Here is a 19,331-nt window from a genome sequence, read left to right as displayed (position 1 = left end):
AGGTCTGGCCGCCACATGGGGGATCGGCAATGGCGCAGTCTGCAACGCTCCTGACGGAAACACTCCTCAGCAAAGGCCGTTATCTGGCCCGGTTCGCAGGGACAGATGCGGATCTTCACGCGGCGCAAGAGTTGCGCAGCAAATGCTTTGGTACTGTAAAGCCGGATCGTGATCCCTATGATTCCCGCTGCCGCCACATACTGATCGAAGAGCGGGACACCAGGGCACTGATTGGGTGTTTCCGGATGCTGACGCTGGAGAACGGTCAGGACATTCCCCAAAGCTATGCAGCCCAATACTATGACCTGTCCCGGCTCAGTTCCTATGAGGGCCGCATGGCCGAGATCGGGCGGTTCTGCATTCGGGAAGGCGCCGCGGATGCAGACATCTTGCGCATCGCCTGGGGGGCGATCACCGCCCTGGTGGACGCCGAAGATATCCGGATGCTGTTCGGGTGCAGTTCCTTTGCGGGCACGGAGGCGGCGCCCTACCTCGACAGTTTTGCAATGCTGCGGCAGCGCCATCTGGCGCCCGGCATGTGGCAGCCTGTGATCAAGGCGCCGCAAGTGGTGCGGTTTGACCACCTGCCGACGCGCATACCGGACCAGAAGGTGGCCCTGCGCCATATGCCGCCTTTGTTGCGGACCTATCTGTTGATGGGCGGCTGGGTCAGCGATCACGCGGTCGTGGATGAGGAGCTCAATACGCTGCATGTCTTTACCGGCGTCGATGTCGGGGCCATCCCGGAGACGCGCAAACGCCTGCTGCGCGCTGTGGCAACCCCGGTATAGCCGATTTCCACGGCTCCCAGCCGTGGTCGGCGTTGACGGCGCGGGCGGGCCGGTTTAGCTGGCTTTCATGGCACGAATTCCTCTTTTGCAGATGTCCGGCATATCGCTCACCTTTGGTGGCGATCCGGTGTTTTCCGATCTCGACCTCGTGGTGCAGCCCGGTGACCGGGTTGCCCTTGTGGGCCGCAACGGCTCGGGTAAATCCACCCTGATGAAGGTGATGGCGGGCCTCGTCGAACCGGATCAAGGCAGCATCGTGGTGCCGCCAGGTAAATCGGTAGGCTATATGGAGCAGGACCCGCAGATGACCGGGTTTGCGACGCTTGGTGATTTCGCCGCCAGCGCCCTGGAGCCGGGCGAGATGTACCGGGTGGAGCGCGCGGGCGAGGGGTTGAAGTTTGATCCCGCGCGCCCGGTGGAGACTGCCTCGGGCGGGGAACGGCGCCGCGCGGCCCTGGCTAAGCTGATGGCCGAAGCGCCCGATCTGATGCTGCTGGATGAACCGACCAACCATCTGGATATCGAGGCGATCACCTGGCTCGAAGGGGAGTTGAAATCCACCCGCGCGGCCTACGTGCTGATCTCTCACGACCGGGCCTTCCTGCGCGCGCTGACCCGCGCCACACTGTGGGTCGACCGGGGGCAAGTGCGGCGTCAGGAAAAGGGATTTGACGCCTTCGAGGCCTGGCGCGACAAGATCTGGGAAGAAGAAGACCAGCAGCGGCACAAGCTGAACCGGTTGATCAAATCCGAAAGCCGCTGGGCCGTCGAAGGTATTTCGGCTCGGCGCAAACGCAACATGGGCCGGGTGCGAGCGCTGCAGGACCTGAAGGCCGAGCGCGCGTCGCAGATTAAACGCCAGGGCGCGGCCGAACTGGCGCTGGATGCCGGACCCAAGTCAGGCCGCAAGGTGATCGAAGCCGAGGGCCTTTCCAAGGCCTTTGATGATAAGACCATCGTCTCGAACTTCTCGCTGAAGGTGCAGCGCGGCGATCGCGTCGCCTTTGTGGGGCCCAACGGCGCGGGCAAGACGACGCTGCTGAAGATGCTGCTGGGGCTGGAAGAGCCGGACGCGGGCAGCGTGACCCTTGGCACCAATCTGGAGATTGCCCTGTTCGATCAGACCCGCGATCAGCTCGATCCCGATGCCAGCCTCTGGGAAAACCTGACAACGGATCCGGCGCTGGGGATTTCCGGCAAGGCTGATCAGGTTATGGTGCGGGGACAGCCCAAACATGTGGTGGGCTACCTCAAGGAATTCCTGTTCGATGAACGGCAGGCGCGGGCGCCGGTGCGCTCCCTGTCAGGTGGGGAAAAGGCGCGGTTGTTGCTGGCCCGACTGATGGCGCGGCATAGCAACCTTCTGGTGCTGGACGAGCCGACCAACGATCTCGATGTGGAAACGCTGGATCTGCTGCAGGAGCTTTTGGACGCTTATGACGGCACGGTGCTGCTGGTCAGCCACGACCGGGATTTTCTGGACCGTGTTGCCACCACCACCATCGCCATGGAGGGCGACGGGCGCGCCACGGCTTATGCGGGCGGCTGGAGCGATTACCTGTCCCAACGCGCACCGAAAGAGGCGGAGGAAAAGGTCGAAAAGTCAAAACCTTCCAAGCCAAAGCCGAAACAGGAGGCGGCGCCGAAGGAAGGTCTCAGCTTCAAGGAAAAACACCGGCTTGAGGCCCTGCCGGATGAGATCGACCGGCTGGAGCAGGAGATCGCCAAACTGGAACAGCTGATGGCGGATCCAGAGCTGTTCACCCGCGAGCCGGTGAAGTTCAAGAAAGCCACCGAAGCCCTTGTAGAGCGCCAGGAAAAACTGGCGGCTGCAGAGGAAGAGTGGCTGGAGCTGGAGGAAAAGGCGGGCGATGCCTGAGTGGATTTGTTTCGTGCGCGAAACATTGTCTAAAGTCAGCATCTTATCGTTAACTATTCATTTAGAGGTGCGGTGATTAGACTGCCACAAGAAAAGGGGCGCCTGATACGGCGCCCCTTTAATATTTTAGATTAACGTATTGTTAATCCGCTATTTTTAACGCATGCGCAGGGCGCCGTCGATGCGGATCACTTCGCCATTGAGGTATCCCATCTCGACGATGAAGCCTGCGAGGCGGCCGTATTCCGCCGGATCGCCAAGGCGCGGTGGGTTCGGCACATCGGCGGCCAGTTGCTGTTGCACTTCTTCGGGCAGACCGGCCAGCATCGGGGTCATGAAGATGCCCGGTGCGATGGTCATCACCCGGATGCCCGAGGACGCCAGATCCCGCGCCATCGGCAGGCACATGCCAACAACGCCGCCCTTGGAAGCGGAATAGGCTACCTGGCCTTTCTGGCCGTCAAAGGCCGCGATGGATGCGGTGTTGATGATCACGCCGCGGGCGCCATCGGGCTCGGGCTCGTTCTTGGCGATTTCCACCGCTGCCAGCCGCGCCACGTTGAAGGTGCCGACGAGGTTGATGTCGATGGTGCGCTTGTAGGCCTCCAGCGGATGTGCGCCCTCCTTGCCGACGGTCTTGATACCATAGGCGATGCCAGCGCAGTTCACGCAGGCGGAAATCCGGCCCATCTTCTCGGCGGCAAAGGCAATCGCTGCGGCAACCGAGTCTTCGTCGGTGACGTCGGTCTGAACGAAGAAACCACCGATCTCGGCGGCGACTTTCTCGCCACGCTCGGCGTCGCGGTCAAGAATGGTAACCTTGGCACCGCCTTCTGCAAAATGGCGGGCAGTCGCCTCGCCAAGGCCGGATGCGCCGCCGGTGATTACCGCGCATGTCTGGTCAAGTTTCATGAGCAGGGGTCCTCCCAGTATCTGAACATGTGTTCAAATAAACATGGGGGATCAGATCTGTCCAGCGGTACCCGCCGTCATCATGCGCCGGTCCAGCCGCGCCAGTGGTGCCAGCAGGCGGCCCATCGGCGGCCAGAAAATCCAAGTGCCACCAAGACGGTGCAGGTCGGCGCCGGTGCCAAGTTTGAACCGGGCGAGGCCAGGCGCGTCTTCGGTGTTGATAACGCCAAGATCCAGGCTCTTGCAGCCCTGGGCGGACAGCCAGCTCATCGCTTCCCACATCAGAAGGTTATGGGCCGACAGCTGTTTGCCGCGGTCGCTGCTGTGGGACAGGTGGTAGGTCGCATGCTCCCCGTGGCGCAGCACCAGAATCGCCGCCACAGGTTCTTTACCCTCGAAGGCCTGAAACAGTTTCGCCATGCCGGGATTGGCCTGCGCATAGGCCAGCGTCAGGCCGACGGGCCAGCTGCGATAGCCGCGTTCGGTTTGTTTTGCCTGATCGGCCGCAAACAGCCAGTGAGTCGGATCCACCGGCATGTTCTGCCGCGTCAGGCGCAGGGATTGAGATTCACCGTGTCTCAGCCGGTTGCGCCATTTCTGATGTAACGCGGCGCGGCGGGCGTCGGGGCAGGGCGCCAGATTCAGTCGGGCGACACTGGCGGGGCCCATCAGAGGCACCGCGCCGTGGCGGGCCAGTTCGGGTGTGGGGGTTTCCGGTGACAGGATCACCGGCGTGCGGCGCAGGCCTTCTTCCTGCAGCATTTCCAGAAGGCGCAGGGGTTTGTGCACCGTGGCCCGGTTGACCATGGCGACGTCGATGCGGCCCCAGAACCGTTGCCGCAGGACGGTGGTATTGTTCATCCGCTCAAGCACCAGCGGATCCTGCCCGGTCGCTTGCAGCGCACGCAGGAATTCCTCGGATTGGGGCAGGGAGTCGTGCCGTCCGGGCTGGGTCGAGGTCTGGGCCGTTCCGGCAGGAATGAAATCAAACATGCCTATATGTTTACCGAGTGGAAACCTAATTCAGGGTTAATGGGGCGCATGAAAAAACAGTCCCAAGTTCTGGGCCGATGCGCCCCCAGCCCCCGGATCACCAAGACCGCAGCCCTTCTTGTGGCGACGGGCCTGTCGGTTCCGGTCTTCATCCTGCTGACGCTGGCGGAGTTTCTGTTCTTCTAGCCCTGCCGCTGGGTGCGGTGTGCTCTGCGCTCAATAACGGGGCACTCCCACTCCTGTTAGGAGAAGGGCCGACACGGCAGGCAAAGCAGCGCAGGCAGCAACAAAAAAGAGGCAGGAAGCCCTGCCTCTTTAACGTTCTTCATCACATAGCCTGTGGCGCTTAGTCCGCCAACTGCACCAGCGCGTGGCGTTTCTTGCCCGCGCTCAGCTTGATCGGAGAGGCCAGTGCACCCGCGTCGATCATCAGGCCTGCATCGCTCAGCGGGGCATCGTCGATGCGCGCGCCATTCTCGGAGATCAGCCGCTTGGCCTCCTTGCCGGATTTCGCCAGACCCGACTTCACGATCAGCTGCACGATCGAAATTCCGTCGCCCAGATCGGCGGGTGTCAGGGTCAGGGTCGGCAGATCGTCCCCGACGCCGCCTTTCTCGAACACCTCGCGTGCGGTGGCCTCGGCAGCGGCGGCCGCGTCGGCGCCGTGCAGCAGGGTGGTCACCTCATTGGCGAGGATCACCTTGGCCTCGTTGATCTCGGATCCGGCCAGTGCGCCCAGACGCTCGCATTCGTCCAGCGGCATCTCGGTGTACAGCTTCAGGAACCGGCCCACGTCGGCATCGGTGGTGTTGCGCCAGAACTGCCAGAACTCATAAGGGGAGAGCATATCCGGGTTCAGCCAGACCGCGCCGTTCTGCGACTTGCCCATCTTCTTGCCGTCTGAAGTGGTCAGCAGTGGCGAGGTCAGACCGTAGATCTCATGGTCCAGCACCCGGCGGGTCAGGTCGATACCGTTGACGATGTTGCCCCACTGGTCCGAGCCGCCCATCTGCAGGATGCAGCCATAGCGGCGGTTCAGTTCCAAAAAGTCATAGGCCTGCAGGATCATGTAGTTGAATTCGAGGAACGAAAGCGATTGTTCCCGGTCCAGCCGCGATTTCACGCTTTCAAAGGACAGCATCCGGTTGACCGAGAAATGCCGCCCGATGTCGCGCAGGAACTCAAGGTAGTTGAGATCGCTTAGCCATTCGTCGTTGTTGATCATCATGGCGCCATTCGGGCCATCGCCATAATCGACATAGGCCGAAAACACCTTTTTGATCCCGGCGATATTGTCGTCGATCTGTTCGGGCGTCAGCAGCGGGCGCTCATCGGCGCGGAAGGAGGGGTCGCCCACCTTGGTGGTGCCGCCGCCCATCAGGGTGATCGGCTTGTGGCCGGTCTTTTGCAGCCAGCGCAGCATCATGATCTGGATCAGGGATCCCACGTGCAGCGATTTTGCGGTGGCGTCAAAGCCGATATAGCCGGACTGGCCAGGGGTCATCAGCGCCTCGTCCAGACCTTGATAGTCCGTACAGTCGGCGAGAAACCCGCGCTCCATCATCACGGTGATGAAATCCGATTTGGGATGATAGGTCATGGCATGCCTCGGCTTGTCTATTGCGACGTGGTGTATAAAACGCAAAAGGGGCACATGGAACCTGCTTTTGCGCAGAAAATCCATGCGCGTTGGGCAGTCTGCAGGCAGGCGGGCCCGGTTGATCTGGCTGAAGGGCAGGGAAATGACACGAGCGATTGCAAAAACCGGTAGGGTGATCGCGCTTGGCGCCATGAGTGGCACCTCGCTGGATGGCGTTGATGCGGCGCTGGTCGAGACCGACGGAGAGCGGATCTTTGCTTTTGGTGACAGTGGTTACCGCCCCTATAGCGAGGCGGAGCGCGCGGTGCTGCGCGCGGGGCTCGGCCATTGGTCAGGGCCAGAGGTTGAGGCCGCAGGCGTGCTGACCGATCAGGTCCATGCCGAGCTATTGTCCGGGTTTCCCGCCGCGCAGATTGTCGGATTTCACGGTCAGACCCTGGCCCATGCGCCGCGCAGACAGGGCACGCTGCAGGTGGGCGATGGCGCGGCCCTGGCCGAGGCGTTGGGACGGCCCGTGATCTGGGATTTCCGCTCTGATGACGTGGCCCTCGGCGGTGAGGGCGCGCCGCTGGCGCCATTCTTCCACTTTGCCTGCGCCAAATACATCGGCGCGACGCGCCCGCTATGCTTTCTGAACCTCGGCGGGGTTGGCAATCTCACCTATGTGGACCCGCGGTTCGAGCGGCCCGAAGATCCCGGCGCGCTCTTGGCCTTTGACACCGGGCCGGCCAATGCGCCGCTCAACGATCTGCTGCAGGCGCGGCTGGGGTTGCCGTTTGACAAGGATGGCGCGATTGCCCGCAAGGGGCAGGTCGAAGAGGGCGCACTGGAGTTGTTCCTGGCTGAGGGGTTCTTTGCAAAGATGCCGCCGAAGTCGCTGGATCGGAACGATTTCTCCGAAATGGTAGAGCTGGTCGGGGAGCTGAGCGATGCGGATGCCGCAGCGACGCTGACCGCCATGTGTGCCGCCGCCGTGGCGCAGGGGATGGAGCATTGCCCCGAAGGACCCGAAATGGTTCTGGTCACTGGTGGCGGGCGGCAGAACCCGGTGCTGATGGAGATGCTGCGGGTCTCGCTCGATTGCCCGGTCAAGCCGGTCGAGGACGTTGGCCTTGATGGCGATATGCTGGAGGCGCAGGCCTTTGCCCATCTGGCGGTGCGGGTGGCGCGGGGCATGCCGACCTCCTGTCCCGGCACCACAGGCGTACGCGCCTGTGTCGGCGGTGGTGTGGTGAGCGTGCCGGGCGAGGGGTAGGTGGCCTTCATGTAGAACGAAGGGGCGGGCCTGACCCTGGGAGGGGGCGAATGCGCCCTCCCGTGGGGAGGGTCGGGCGCGACCCGGCCCTACGGGCGTGTCAGAGGGTGCGCGCCAAAGGGTTATGCGCGCGGAATATCAAACCCCGGTTCTGCCAATTCAAAGCCTTCGAACTGGAACCCAGGCGACACAGTGCAGCTGACCAGCGTATAGTCTCCGGTCGTGCGGGCAGCCTGCCAGTGGCCTGTGGGCACGATCAGCTGCGGCGCGCCCTTGGTCAGATCCGGGGCCAAAAGGTGATCCCTGGCGGGGCCTTCATCTGTTTCGGACAGCGACAGCACCAGCGGCGCGCCTGCGTGGTACAGCCAGATCTCGGCTGCATCGACGCGGTGCCAGTGGCTGGCCTCCCCCGCTTTGAGCAGGAAATAGATGCAAGTGCCGGTGGGGCGACCCTCGTTCTCGGCAACCCAGGTCTGCCGGTACCAGCCGCCCTCGGGGTGGGGTTCCAGTTTCAGCTTTTCGATGATCTGATCCGCCGTCATCCGTGCCTCTTTCCTGCTGTCTTATGCCTGTTTGATCTGGCAATCCGTGCCTTGCCGCATATGTTTGGGCCATGACATTGCACATCCCCTTTGACAACACATACGCGCAGCTTGCGCCTCAGTTCTACAGCAAACAGGCGCCGGAACCGGTGTCCGCGCCCCGCCTGCTTGCCTTCAACAACGATTTGGCACAGCTCATGGGTATCACCCCGGGCGATCTGCCGGAGATGGCCGAGGTGTTCGGCGGCAACCGCATCCCCAAGGGGGCCGATCCGCTGGCGCAGCTTTATGCCGGGCATCAGTTCGGCAACTTCAATCCGCAGCTGGGAGATGGGCGCGCGATCCTTTTGGGCGAAACCATCGGCAGCGACGGCAAGCGCCGGGATATCCAGCTCAAAGGCTCAGGCCGTACGCCCTATTCGCGGCAAGGCGACGGGCGGGCCTGGCTGGGGCCGGTGTTGCGGGAATACGTGGTGTCCGAGGCGATGCATGCGCTTGGCATCCCCACCACCCGGGCGCTGGCTGCTGTGGAAACCGGCGATCCCGTCTGGCGTGAAGGCGCCAAGCCCGGCGCGGTCTTGACGCGGGTGGCGGCAAGCCATCTGCGGGTGGGAACCTTCCAGATCTTTGCTGCGCGCGGTGATGTCGCGGCGCTGCAGCGGCTGACGCAATACGCCATTGATCGCCATTATCCCGACGTGCAGGGGCCGATGGGCCTGTTGCGCGCGGTGCGCGATGCGCAGGCGCGGCTGGTGGCGCAATGGATGTCGGTCGGCTTTATCCACGGCGTGATGAATACAGACAATTGCGCCATTTCGGGCGAGACGATCGATTACGGCCCCTGCGCCTTCATGGATACGTACAACCCTTCGCAGGTCTTCAGTTCGATCGACCGGATGGGGCGCTATGCCTACGACAACCAGCCGGGGATCATCGTCTGGAACCTGGCGCAGCTGGCCACGGCGCTGATCCAGCAGCTGGACGATCCGCAGGCAGGCGTCGAGGAAGCCACCGAAATCGTGCATGCAATGCCGGGAGTGATCGAGCGCGAATGGCTCAGCCGCTTTGCCGCAAAGGTCGGCATCGCCACGCCGGAAGAGGGCGACATGGCGCTGATCGAGGATCTGCTGGAGCGTATGGCGGCGGGGCAGGCGGATTTCACCAATGCCTTCCGGGCTTTGGCGGGTGAGAATGCCCGTGACCAGTTCCTTGACCCGGCTGCCTTTGACAGCTGGGCGATGGGCTGGCGCCAGAGGTTGGAGACAGAGGAAAACCCCGAGGCGCTGATGCGGCAGGTCAACCCGGCCTTCATACCGCGCAACCACCGTATCGAAGAGATGATAGCGGCTGCGGTCGATGGCGACATGGCGCCGTTTGAACGGCTCAATCTGGTGCTGGCGCGCCCCTTTGAGGAACAGCCGGAGCGCGCGGAACTGCAAAATCCGCCGCGCCCCGAAGAGGTGGTCGCAGCAACTTTCTGCGGCACCTAAGGCAGAGAAGCATGGGCAGCGCTCCCGCGCGGGCTCGGCCTCCTTGCGGAGGCGCTCTCCCCCTTGGGCCCGGCGCCGTGCTGCGCACGGCGTGCGCGCCTTGACGCACCAGACCCAAGGGGAGCGGATACATCTGTGATGCGTCCGCGACGGGCGGGAGAGCTTGCTTATCCGATTGTGGTGCGTTTGTCGGGGCGGTTGATCAGGAAGACGCCTGCCGCTACCAGTGCCAGTGCCAGCCAGACCTCATATGACAGTGTCTCGCCAAGGATCAGCCAGCCCATCACCACCGCCAGCACCGGCGAGAGAAAGCTGAAGGAGGCGACCGAGCCGGCCTTGTAGATGGTGAACAGCCAGAACCACAGCAGGTATCCGAGGCTGGCAATCGCAATGGCCTGAAACAGCACGCCTGCGATATGGATCGGCTCGGGTGCGCGCAGCAGCGGCCCGAAAAGCGGCGACAGCGCCAGCAAAAGCACGGCCGAGACCGCCAGTTGGTAGATCAGCTGCGTCACCGCGGGCACCCGCGACAAGGGCGTTGCCCGCACGCAGAAGGCAAGCCCGGCCCAGCACAGGGTCGAGATCAGCGCCAGCACATCGCCCAGAACCGAAGCGCCGCTGGCGTCCCGATCCAGCACCGCCAGAACCACACCGCCCATCGCCAGCACCAGGCCAACAACGCGCAACCCGCTCAAGCGTTCTCCCGGCAGCCATAGATGCGCGGCCAGCGCCAGCCACACGGGCATCGAGTTGAAAATGATCGTCACCCGCGACACCGATGAGACATCCAGCGCCCAGAACAGGCAGATGAATTCACCGGTGAACAAGAGGCCCACCACGATGCCCCAGCCGTGGACCCCCGCTGGCATACCGCCTTCGGGGCGCAGCTTGGAGCGGCGTAGCCAGACCCAGATGAGGATCACCGCCAGTGCGATAAGCGAGCGCAGCCCGGCCTGGAACACCGGGCCAAAGCCACCGTTGGCGATCTTGATAACAACCTGATTGAAGCCAAGAAGGGCGGCAAAGCCGGTCAGGGCGAGGGCGCCCGCGGCGTCCATGGATCTCTTTTCTGTCATGGGCGCATCAGCACCGGGAGGTAACGGACTGTCAAGCAAGACGTTTCGCCAAAATCGGCTGCAATCGTGCGCGCCTTGACGCAGGCAAGGCGATCTTGGCTTGCACCGGCTTTGCGGGCGATGAACACTGGCAGGGAAAGGAGCCCTCATGCCCGTGACCACCCTGCGTCTGGCCAGTTACAACATTCAGAAATGCGTTGGTCTGGACCTGCGCCGCCAGCCACGCCGTATCCTGAACGTGCTGGAGGACATGGGCGCGCGGATCGTGCTGTTGCAGGAGGCGGACAAGCGTCTGCCGCCCCGGCCCGCGGCGCTGCCGCATTTCGTTCTGAACGAGGCGGGTTGGCAGGATGTGGATCTGGGCGGTGCCGGATCGCTGGGTTGGCATGGCAATGCGGTGATCTGGAAGGGCCAGGGCATTTCCCTGCGCGACAAGGGCCACATCGACCTGCCAGGCCTGGAGCCGCGCGGCGCGGTCTGGGCGGCCTTTGACACCCCCATCGGCCCCCTGCGGGTGGTTGGCGCGCACCTGGGGCTCACCGGGCGGGCGCGGCGGGCGCAGGTGCGGCATCTGGCGCAGCACAGCGCGAAATGGACCGATATGCCGACGGTCTGGGGGGGGGATTTCAACGACTGGTCGCGCAGCTCTGTGCTGGACCGGCTTGCGCCCATGATGCGGTTCCTGCCGCCTGCCCCCAGTTTTCCGGCGCTGCGACCGCTTGGCGCGCTGGACCGAATTGCCCATAGCACAGGTCTGGAGGTGGTGCGGGCTGGGGTGCATCAGGCGCAGCCAGCGCACATTGCCTCGGACCACCTGCCGGTCTGGGCGGATCTGCGGCGCGCCGGTTAGGCATCCGCCGCACAAAGAAAACCGCCACGCAATGGCGCGGCGGTTTCCGATTCTTCTGATCTGTTAGCAGCTTTGGCTTAGCTGGAGCGACGGCGCTGGCCGCCTTGTCCGTTGCCCTGGCCGCTGCCACCTTGACCGCCGCTTTGACCCTGGCCACCGCGGCCTCCGCCGCCGCCACGACGTCGACGGTTGCCACCGGGGCGTCCGCCGCCGCCGGGTTTGCCGCCGCCACCCGGGCCGCCACGACGTCCCTTGGGCGCTGCCGGATCGGGCAGCACTTCCCACGGGCGGCCCGAGGCGACCGGAATGGTGATCTTCATGGTCTTCTGGATCGCTTTCAGCTCATCCATCTCGTCCGGTGCGCAGAATGCGACGGCCTGACCGTCCTTGCCCGCGCGTGCGGTGCGGCCGATGCGGTGCACATAGGCATCCGGCACATTCGGCAGTTCGTAGTTGTAGACGTATTTCACGTCTGGGATATCCAGACCCCGCGCCGCCACATCGGTGGCCACCAGCACCTTGATCTCACCAGACTTGAAGGCGGCAAGGGCACGTTCGCGCTGACCCTGGCTCTTGTTGCCGTGGATTGCGGCAGCGGCGAAACCGGCCTTGTCCAGCACCCGCATCAGCTTTTCCATGCCGTGTTTGGTGCGGCCAAAGACCAGCGTGCGCTCGTCCTTGTGCTCGGTCAGCAACTCTTTCAGCAGGCTCAGTTTTTCCGCCTTGGCGATGAAATGCACCGATTGGGTGACCTTGGCCGCCGGTTTGCCCGGAGGGGTCACTTCGATGCGCACCGGGCGCTGCAGGTAGGAGTTGGCGATCTCGTTCATCTGTTTCGGCATGGTGGCAGAGAACAGCATGGTTTGGCGCTCTTCCGGCAGAAGGGCCGAAATCTTGCGCAGGGCGTGGATGAACCCGAGGTCCAGCATCTGGTCGGCCTCGTCCAGCACTAGGAAGTCGCAGGAGCCAAGATCCAGCGCGTTACGGTCCAGAATGTCCAGCAGGCGACCGGGGGTGGCCACCAGAATATCGGTGCCGCGGGCAATACGCTGGATCTGCGGGTTGATCGAAACACCGCCGACCACCAGGCCGATCTTCATCGGGGAGCCTTCGGTCAGCCCTTTGAGGGTCGCGGCGATCTGGTTGGCCAGTTCACGGGTCGGCGCCAGAACCAGACCGCGCACGGTCTTGGCCGCTGGTTTGCGGCCGTAGTCCTGCATGCGGGTGATCAGCGGAATGCCAAAGGCGGCGGTCTTGCCGGTGCCGGTCTGGGCCAGACCCAGTACGTCCTCGCCGTTCAGGGCATGGGGAATGGCGCGCGCCTGAATCGGGGTCGGATCCTTCAGACCCATGTCATCAAGGCGGGCGAGAAGCTGCTGCGGCAGCCCCATAGTCGAAAATTCAGTCACTTGTCGTCCTTTCGCGGCCTTCGCATCATGCAAAAGACCGGTGCCGCAGCTCCGGGACCGCGTCCCGGATTGCGGAGATGGGTGGGGCAGGGACCTCGAGCGGGGGCTGGCCGGATGCCAGGCCGCTGGCCTCTGCAAACGCCCCACGCGTGATTTTGGGAACACGGGCATATCACTAAGACGCCGGGAAATGCCTGCACCTCAGGTGCAACCGGGCCGTCTCTGCTCACGCGGCAGGGATGGATGCCTGACGCCCAAATGGAGGCCCCGGCCCGGAATGTCAATGGGCACGACAGGTGATTTGACGGTTTGCGCCCCGAGTTTGGTTCGTTACACAGGGAGCCCAGAAACGGAGAGGACTGCGATGGCAGAATCGATTATCGCCCGCTGCGAGGCCAAGGGCCTGCGTATGACCGGCCAGCGCCGTGTGATTGCGCGCGCCCTGCAGGACAGCGATGATCATCCGGATGTGGAGGAACTCTACGCCCGGGCCAGCGCGCTGGATGCCGGGATTTCGCTGGCCACGGTGTATCGCACGGTAAAGCTGTTCGAAGAGGCCGGTATTCTGGACCGGCTGGAATTTGGCGACGGCCGCGCCCGTTACGAGGACGCAGACCGTGAGCATCACGACCACCTGATCGACATCAACACTGGCGAAGTAATCGAATTCTGCGACCCCGAGATCGAGGCTCTGCAGGAAAAGATCGCGGCCAAGCTTGGATACCAGCTGAAGGGGCACAAGCTGGAACTCTACGGCGTGCCGACAAAAAAGAGCTGACAAGCTACATTCATCACGATGCGTGATGATTAACATCACAACATGTTGCGTCATCCTGTCGCGAAACCGCTTGCCGGTGGCGGCAATGCTGGGCATGCCCGGATTTGCAGGGCGCCTATCGCGGGGGCCGGGCACAGGAAGGGCGCGCGCATGAACAACATCAACGGTATTCTTCTGGTCATCGGAGCGATGGCAGCCTTCACCCTGGAGGATATGTTCATCAAGACCCTGTCCGAGGGGCTTCCGGTGGGGCAGATCCTGATCCTTCTGGGGCTCGGCAGCGGCAGCGTCTTTGCAGTTCTGGCGAAATTGCAGGGGCACCGGATCTTTGCCCCGCGCGCCTGGCGCCGGAGGCCGGTGCTGCGCGCCCTGACCGAGGCGCTGGCTGCGGTCAGCTTTGCCACATCGCTGGCGCTGGTGGATATTTCCGTTGTGGCCGCCGTGTTTCAGGCAACGCCTTTGGTCATCACTATGGGCGCGGCGCTGTTTCTGGGTGAGCAGGTCGGCTGGCGGCGCTGGAGCGCGATCCTTGTTGGTTTCGCCGGGGTTCTGATGATCATCCGGCCGGGGCTCAGCGGATTTGAGCCTGCTGCCCTGCTGGTGCTGGTCTCGGTTGGGGCGGTTGCCGCGCGGGATCTGCTGACACGTGTGATGGACAGTGCCGTGCCCTCCACCGTGGTCAGTTTTCAGGCCTTTGCAGCCGTCATTCCGGCGGCGGCGCTGCTCTTGGTGCTGACGCCCGGAGAGGCGCGGGCGCTGGAGGGGGGCGAAACGCTGATGATGCTGGGCGGCGTTCTGTTCGGTGTGTTGGGTTACTACGGTATTGTTTCGGCGATGCGGGTCGGGGATGCCTCGGCTGTGACGCCCTTCCGCTATACGCGGCTTGTCTTTTCGCTTCTGGCGGGCGTCATCATGTTCAACGAACGCCCCGATGCCATGACCCTGGCCGGGGCCGGGCTGATCATCGCCTCTGGCCTTTATACCTTCCTGCGCGAACGTCGACTGGCCCGCGCCGTTCCGGCGGCGGCCTGATCAGGCACATCGCCGCAGCTGCAAAACTGTTGGCGCAAACAGCGAATTGTTAGCCCTAACCGGTGAAATAAAGGTGCGTTAGCGATAACGGAAGCGGTTTACAATCTGCCCTCGGCTGCTATGACGCTGGCAACCAATTGCCACAGTCAGGAACCGACCGATGAGCACCATTATCGACATTCACGCCCGCGAAATCCTTGATAGCCGGGGCAACCCGACCGTCGAGGTTGATGTGATCCTCGAAGACGGCACCATGGGCCGCGCCGCTGTCCCCTCGGGCGCATCGACCGGCGCGCATGAAGCGGTGGAAAAGCGCGACGGTGACAAGAGCCGTTACATGGGCAAGGGCGTTCTGGAGGCCGTGGCCGCCGTCAACGGTGAGATTGCCGAAGAGCTTGTCGGCTTTGACGCGACCGAGCAGGTTGCCATCGACAGCGCGATGATCGAGCTGGACGGCACCGCCAACAAGGGCCGTCTGGGCGCCAATGCCATTCTGGGCGTATCGCTGGCCGTGGCCAAGGCGGCTGCCGATTTCACCACCCAGCCGCTGTTCCGCTATGTGGGCGGCACCTCGGCGCGGGTTTTGCCGGTGCCGATGATGAATATCATCAACGGCGGCGAACATGCCGACAACCCGATCGACATTCAGGAATTCATGATCATGCCGGTGGCAGCGGAGAATATCCGTGACGCCGTGCGCATGGGCGCCGAAGTGTTCCACACCCTGAAGAAAGAGCTGACCGCAGCGGGCCTCAGCACGGGGATCGGAGACGAGGGCGGCTTTGCCCCCAATATCGCATCGACTCGTGAAGCGCTGGATTTTGTTCTGAAGTCCATCGAGAAGGCAGGCTACCGCCCGGGTGAGGACATCTATCTGGCGCTCGATTGTGCTGCGACCGAATACTACAAGGATGGCAAATACGTCCTTTCGGGCGAAGGCAAGACCCTGTCGAGCGATGAAAACGTCGCTTACCTGTCGGCGCTGGTGAACGATTACCCGATCATCTCGATCGAAGACGGCATGGGCGAAGATGACTGGGACGGCTGGAAAGCCCTGACCGACGCCATCGGCGACAAGGTTCAGCTGGTGGGTGACGATCTGTTTGTGACCAACCCGGCGCGTCTGGCCGAAGGCATCCAGCGCGGCTCGGCCAACTCGATGCTGGTGAAGGTGAACCAGATCGGCTCGCTCACCGAAACCCTGCGGGCCGTCGACATGGCGCACCGCGCGGGCTTTACCAACGTGATGTCGCACCGTTCGGGCGAGACTGAGGATGCCACCATTGCCGATCTCGCGGTTGCCACCAACTGCGGCCAGATCAAGACCGGCTCGCTGGCGCGTTCCGACCGGCTCGCGAAATACAACCAGCTGATCCGCATTGAAGAAGTGCTGGGCGAAGTGGCCGAATACGCAGGCCGTTCGATCCTGAAGTAAGGATCAGGCGACAGATCTGATGAAAGGCCCCGTCGGTATCGGCGGGGCCTTTTGCGTGTCCTGCGGGCGGTTCACCCGGCGCTGCGTGACAGCGTCAGGAGGCGGATCAGGCGGCTGGCCAGGAAAAAGGCGAGTGGGCCGACGCCCAGCGACAGGACAAAGGCGATGGGCATCGCGATCACGAACCGTCCCAGCCAGAGGCCAACCCATCCGGGCGCAAAGCCGGTGGGAAAGGCGGTGAAGATACCGGTCATCAGAAAGGCCATCATCAGCGCGATGAAGAACTGGGCGAGGATGACTGTCGTTTTGGGGTGAGGCATGAACGCACTCCGTTTTCTATCTGTGTAAACGGGATGCGACGGGTCATTTCACGATATACCGCAGTACCCCGGTGACGGGGACTGCTGCGGGTTCAGGCAGAGATGTCCAGCCTGACTAACTCTTGCAGGCGCCGCTTTAGGGCGGCGTCCCGCAAGGGCCGGGATAACCGGACCGGCCCTGCGTTTTTCAGCGTAAGCCTCGCTAGCACCCGGTCAGGGCACCGGTCAAGGCGTGCGGTGTCAGATTGCGATCAGGGGCAGGGCGCTTCGTAATAGGTGCCGTCGCCGCGGGCATAGGCGCAGGTGTTTGTGGCCTGGTTCTGGGCCACCACGGTGCCAGCTGCCGCACCGGCAAGGGCAGCGATGATGCGCCAGTTCTTGTTGGCATCCAGCGCCTCGGCGGCGATCAGACCGGCAGCGGCGCCGCCGGTGACACCAACGACGGTGCGTTGTTCGGTGGTCAGGTTCTCGCAGCCGGTCAGGGCTAGAACGGCAGCAGCGGTGAGTGCGGCGAGTTTTGCTTTCATCGGACATCTCCTGTCAGTGGTCTGAGGGGGAGTATTGCGCCGATTTCAGCGCCCCGATCTGTCCTGGATCAACTTTTGGGAAAAATCCGAAGGACACGCCCAAAGTGGCGAAAACCTGCCTGATGCGCTGTTTAGGGCCTCAGGGGATGAGTCTCTTGCTCATCAGCATCTCGCCTTCGCGCGGCTGAAAACGGGCGCGGGCGTAAAGGCGCTGTGCCTGCTCATTGGCCTGATCGACGGTGAGGTGCAGCGCCGTGATCCCGGCTTCGGCCAGGGTTTTGGGCAATTCTGTCAGCACTTCGGTGGCAATGCCGCGGCCGCGTACGGCGGGGCGGATGTAGATCTCATCCACCATGCCGTCCATGCCGCCAAAGGCGACCGACCAACTGCAGGTGACCACGATATAGCCAATGGGCGCACGGGTGGGGCCGATGATATAGACTGCTCCATAAGGCATGCCCTCCAGCAGCGGCGCGATTGCCGTTTCGCGCTGCTTGGCGCTGCTGTCGAGGCCCGTCTCCTCGTGGCAGGCAGCAACCAAGGGCAGCAACTTGCCCAGATGCTCGGGCTTGGCGAGATGCAGCGCGGCGCTCATAGCCGGGCCAGACGGTCGGTGATCAGTGCGAAAAAGCCGTCCGCGTCCACATCCCCCATGAACATGGCATTGGGCGCGTGGTCGGTGACGCCCCACCAGTCGGCGACGGTCATGCCAAGGGTCAGCTCCGACCCGGTTTCGACCTGAACGTTCACGTGACGACCGGAGAACAAATCCGGTTGCAAAAGATGCGCGATGACGCAGGGATCGTGCAGCGGTCCGCCTTCGGAGCCGTATTTGGCCACATCAAACCGTTCAAAGAAATCCAGCATATCGGCGGTGAAATGACCGGCGCGAGTATCCAAAGCGCGGATCGCAGCGACCCGGGGCCGAGTTGCCAGCGCCTTATGGGTGACATCCAGCGGCATCACAACCAGCGGCACGCCGGAGGTAAAGACGGCTTCGGCAGCCTCGGGGTCGACGTAGATGTTGAATTCGGCGGCGGGGGTGACATTGCCGACTTCGAAATAGGCGCCGCCCATCAGCACGATTTCCTGCACCCGGTCGATAATATCTGGCGCCTTCCTGAAGGCCGTCGCGATATTGGTCAGCGGTCCCAGCGGGCAAAGGGTGACCGAGCCGGGGGCATGGCGGCGCAGGTTGTGGATGATGAAATCCACCGCATGCCCGTCGGTCAGCGGCAGTTGGGGCTCCCACAACTCGGGGCCATCGAGGCCGGTCTTGCCGTGCACATGTTCCGCCGTCACCAGCGGCCGGGCCAGTGGCGCATCGCAGCCCGCCAGCACCGGCACATCGCTGCGCCCGGCGACTTCGCAGATCATGCGGGCGTTCTTCTGCGTGAGCGCCAGTGGCACGTTGCCGGCCACACAGGTGATGCCCAGCACCTCCAGCTCGTCCGGGCTGGCCAGCGCCAGCAGCAGGGCAACGGCATCGTCCTGGCCGGGATCCGTGTCGATGATGATCTTGCGTGCGGTCATGAAAGGTCTTTCTGTATCTCTTTTGGTCACGGTCAGGTGGCTTTGGCGCGCTGGGCTTCCTTTTCGGCATCCCACAGGGCGTCCATCTCTTCAAGCGTGCTGTCCTCGGGGCGTTTGCCCAGATCGGCAAGGCGCGCTTCGACGCCTTCGAACCGGCGGATGAATTTTGCGTTGGCGCGGCGCAGGGCGGCCTCGGGCTCCACCCCCAGATGGCGGCCGAGATTGGCCATCACGAACATCAGATCGCCGAATTCCTCTTCCACCGCGTCCTGTGTCAGCTCGTCTCGCGCCTCCACCAGTTCGGCGGCCTCTTCCTGGATCTTGTCGATCACGTGGCTGGCATCGGGCCAGTCGAACCCCACCCGGGCGGCGCGTTTTTGCAGCTTATGCGCCCGCAGCAGTGCGGGTAGACCGACGGCGACGCCATCCAGCGTGCCCTGTTGTGCCTTGCCCGCGCGTTCTGCGGCCTTGATCGCCTCCCAGTCGCGGGTCTGCTGCTCGGGGGATTTGTCACGCGATTCGTCACCAAAGACATGCGGATGACGGCTGACCATCTTGTTCGACATGGTGGTGACCACGTCCTGAAAGGTGAAATGCCCGGCTTCCTCGGCCATCTGCGCGTGAAAGACGGATTGGAACAGCAGATCGCCCAGCTCTCCCTTCAGCTCATCCCAGGCTTCGCGCTCGATCGCATCGGCGACCTCATAGGCCTCTTCGATGGTATAGGGCGCGATGGTGACGAAATCCTGCGCCACATCCCAGGGGCAGCCCGTTTTGGGATTCCGCAGGGCGCGCATGATTTCCAAAAGTCGTTCGATTCCGGCGGTTTCGTCGTGGATGAGCTCTGTATCGGCCATTGCAGCTGCCTATTGATCGGTGTCAGATGCATCATCCCGAGTCTGACCAAGG

General features: G+C 63.2%; 20 protein-coding genes. 9 read left to right on the top strand and 11 right to left on the bottom strand.

Annotated elements, in window-relative coordinates; genetic code table 11:
- The first annotated feature begins 29 nt into the window (after positions 1 to 29).
- Together SM764_RS11365 and SM764_RS11360 are read left to right on the top strand one after the other, a co-directional pair.
- The gene (locus SM764_RS11365; RefSeq protein WP_369001824.1) at positions 30 to 791 is read left to right on the top strand and encodes a GNAT family N-acetyltransferase; all 762 of its coding nucleotides are present in this window, start codon (positions 30 to 32) and stop codon (positions 789 to 791) included.
- A 67-nt stretch (positions 792 to 858) separates the two neighbouring features.
- Entirely contained in the window at positions 859 to 2,670 is a 1,812-nt protein-coding gene (locus SM764_RS11360; protein ID WP_490363079.1) for an ABC-F family ATP-binding cassette domain-containing protein, read from the top strand.
- A 156-nt stretch (positions 2,671 to 2,826) separates the two neighbouring features.
- Here the strand turns inward: SM764_RS11360 and SM764_RS11355 are convergent, their stop codons facing one another.
- Together SM764_RS11355 and SM764_RS11350 are read right to left on the bottom strand one after the other, a co-directional pair.
- Positions 2,827 to 3,582, bottom strand: a complete 756-nt coding sequence (locus SM764_RS11355) for an SDR family NAD(P)-dependent oxidoreductase (protein WP_369001823.1) — start codon at positions 3,580 to 3,582, stop codon at positions 2,827 to 2,829.
- Positions 3,583 to 3,633: 51 nt separating this feature from the next.
- Positions 3,634 to 4,575, bottom strand: a complete 942-nt coding sequence (locus SM764_RS11350; protein ID WP_369001822.1) for a GNAT family N-acetyltransferase — start codon at positions 4,573 to 4,575, stop codon at positions 3,634 to 3,636.
- A gap of 48 nt (positions 4,576 to 4,623) precedes the next feature.
- On the opposite strand from SM764_RS11350, the gene SM764_RS11345 reads away from it, so the two are divergent.
- Entirely contained in the window at positions 4,624 to 4,761 is a 138-nt protein-coding gene (locus SM764_RS11345; RefSeq protein WP_165832663.1) for a hypothetical protein, read from the top strand.
- Between the two features lie 160 nt (positions 4,762 to 4,921).
- On the opposite strand, the gene tyrS is transcribed toward SM764_RS11345, so the two are convergent.
- Positions 4,922 to 6,175, bottom strand: coding sequence for a tyrosine--tRNA ligase (gene tyrS, locus SM764_RS11340; RefSeq protein WP_274868799.1), 1,254 nt, complete (start codon positions 6,173 to 6,175; stop codon positions 4,922 to 4,924).
- Between the two features lie 142 nt (positions 6,176 to 6,317).
- On the opposite strand from tyrS, the gene SM764_RS11335 reads away from it, so the two are divergent.
- Positions 6,318 to 7,430: an anhydro-N-acetylmuramic acid kinase gene (locus SM764_RS11335; protein WP_369001821.1), complete on the top strand. Its 1,113-nt coding sequence runs from the start codon at positions 6,318 to 6,320 to the stop codon at positions 7,428 to 7,430.
- Positions 7,431 to 7,552: 122 nt separating this feature from the next.
- On the opposite strand, the gene SM764_RS11330 is transcribed toward SM764_RS11335, so the two are convergent.
- Positions 7,553 to 7,972: a cupin domain-containing protein gene (locus SM764_RS11330; protein WP_369001820.1), complete on the bottom strand. Its 420-nt coding sequence runs from the start codon at positions 7,970 to 7,972 to the stop codon at positions 7,553 to 7,555.
- Between the two features lie 71 nt (positions 7,973 to 8,043).
- Between SM764_RS11330 and SM764_RS11325 the strand changes: the two genes are divergently transcribed.
- Positions 8,044 to 9,462, top strand: a complete 1,419-nt coding sequence (locus SM764_RS11325; RefSeq protein WP_369001819.1) for a protein adenylyltransferase SelO — start codon at positions 8,044 to 8,046, stop codon at positions 9,460 to 9,462.
- Positions 9,463 to 9,629: 167 nt separating this feature from the next.
- Here SM764_RS11325 and SM764_RS11320 read toward each other — a convergent pair whose 3' ends face one another.
- Positions 9,630 to 10,538: a DMT family transporter gene (locus SM764_RS11320; RefSeq protein ID WP_369001818.1), complete on the bottom strand. Its 909-nt coding sequence runs from the start codon at positions 10,536 to 10,538 to the stop codon at positions 9,630 to 9,632.
- A gap of 148 nt (positions 10,539 to 10,686) precedes the next feature.
- Here SM764_RS11320 and SM764_RS11315 point away from each other — a divergent pair, with 148 nt between their 5' ends.
- A complete protein-coding gene (locus SM764_RS11315; RefSeq protein ID WP_274832005.1) occupies positions 10,687 to 11,388 on the top strand; it encodes an endonuclease/exonuclease/phosphatase family protein in 702 nt (233 codons plus the stop codon).
- A gap of 77 nt (positions 11,389 to 11,465) precedes the next feature.
- On the opposite strand, the gene SM764_RS11310 is transcribed toward SM764_RS11315, so the two are convergent.
- On the bottom strand, positions 11,466 to 12,797 hold the full coding sequence (locus SM764_RS11310) for a DEAD/DEAH box helicase (protein WP_065273258.1): 1,332 nt from the start codon (positions 12,795 to 12,797) through the stop codon (positions 11,466 to 11,468).
- Between the two features lie 364 nt (positions 12,798 to 13,161).
- Between SM764_RS11310 and SM764_RS11305 the strand changes: the two genes are divergently transcribed.
- From SM764_RS11305 to eno, 3 genes are all read left to right on the top strand, one after another.
- Positions 13,162 to 13,575 carry a Fur family transcriptional regulator gene (locus SM764_RS11305; RefSeq protein ID WP_065273259.1) on the top strand — a complete coding sequence of 138 codons (414 nt, stop codon included), beginning with the start codon at positions 13,162 to 13,164 and terminating at the stop codon, positions 13,573 to 13,575.
- Positions 13,576 to 13,725: 150 nt separating this feature from the next.
- The gene (locus SM764_RS11300; RefSeq protein ID WP_065273260.1) at positions 13,726 to 14,607 is read left to right on the top strand and encodes a DMT family transporter; all 882 of its coding nucleotides are present in this window, start codon (positions 13,726 to 13,728) and stop codon (positions 14,605 to 14,607) included.
- Positions 14,608 to 14,767: 160 nt separating this feature from the next.
- Positions 14,768 to 16,042: a phosphopyruvate hydratase gene (gene eno / locus SM764_RS11295; protein WP_065273261.1), complete on the top strand. Its 1,275-nt coding sequence runs from the start codon at positions 14,768 to 14,770 to the stop codon at positions 16,040 to 16,042.
- Positions 16,043 to 16,113: 71 nt separating this feature from the next.
- Here the strand turns inward: eno and SM764_RS11290 are convergent, their stop codons facing one another.
- The 5 genes from SM764_RS11290 to mazG form a co-directional block, all read right to left on the bottom strand.
- Complete coding sequence (locus tag SM764_RS11290) at positions 16,114 to 16,362, bottom strand: DUF2798 domain-containing protein (RefSeq protein WP_274828503.1); 249 nt, start codon at positions 16,360 to 16,362, stop codon at positions 16,114 to 16,116.
- 251 nt (positions 16,363 to 16,613) lie between these two features.
- Positions 16,614 to 16,889: a YMGG-like glycine zipper-containing protein gene (locus SM764_RS11285; protein WP_369001817.1), complete on the bottom strand. Its 276-nt coding sequence runs from the start codon at positions 16,887 to 16,889 to the stop codon at positions 16,614 to 16,616.
- Between the two features lie 139 nt (positions 16,890 to 17,028).
- Positions 17,029 to 17,484 carry a GNAT family N-acetyltransferase gene (locus SM764_RS11280; RefSeq protein ID WP_369001816.1) on the bottom strand — a complete coding sequence of 152 codons (456 nt, stop codon included), beginning with the start codon at positions 17,482 to 17,484 and terminating at the stop codon, positions 17,029 to 17,031.
- Complete coding sequence (locus SM764_RS11275) at positions 17,481 to 18,422, bottom strand: nucleoside hydrolase (RefSeq protein ID WP_369001815.1); 942 nt, start codon at positions 18,420 to 18,422, stop codon at positions 17,481 to 17,483. The genes SM764_RS11280 and SM764_RS11275 overlap by 4 nt, the downstream gene beginning before the upstream one ends.
- A 32-nt stretch (positions 18,423 to 18,454) precedes the next feature.
- The gene (gene mazG, locus SM764_RS11270; protein ID WP_369001814.1) at positions 18,455 to 19,279 is read right to left on the bottom strand and encodes a nucleoside triphosphate pyrophosphohydrolase; all 825 of its coding nucleotides are present in this window, start codon (positions 19,277 to 19,279) and stop codon (positions 18,455 to 18,457) included.
- Positions 19,280 to 19,331 lie beyond the last annotated feature (52 nt).

The sequence above is a fragment of the Pseudophaeobacter sp. 1A16562 genome (genome assembly GCF_041008785.1).
In the GTDB taxonomy this organism is placed as follows: domain Bacteria; phylum Pseudomonadota; class Alphaproteobacteria; order Rhodobacterales; family Rhodobacteraceae; genus Phycobacter; species Phycobacter gallaeciensis_A.
This window is presented reverse-complemented; position numbering and strand designations above follow the sequence as displayed.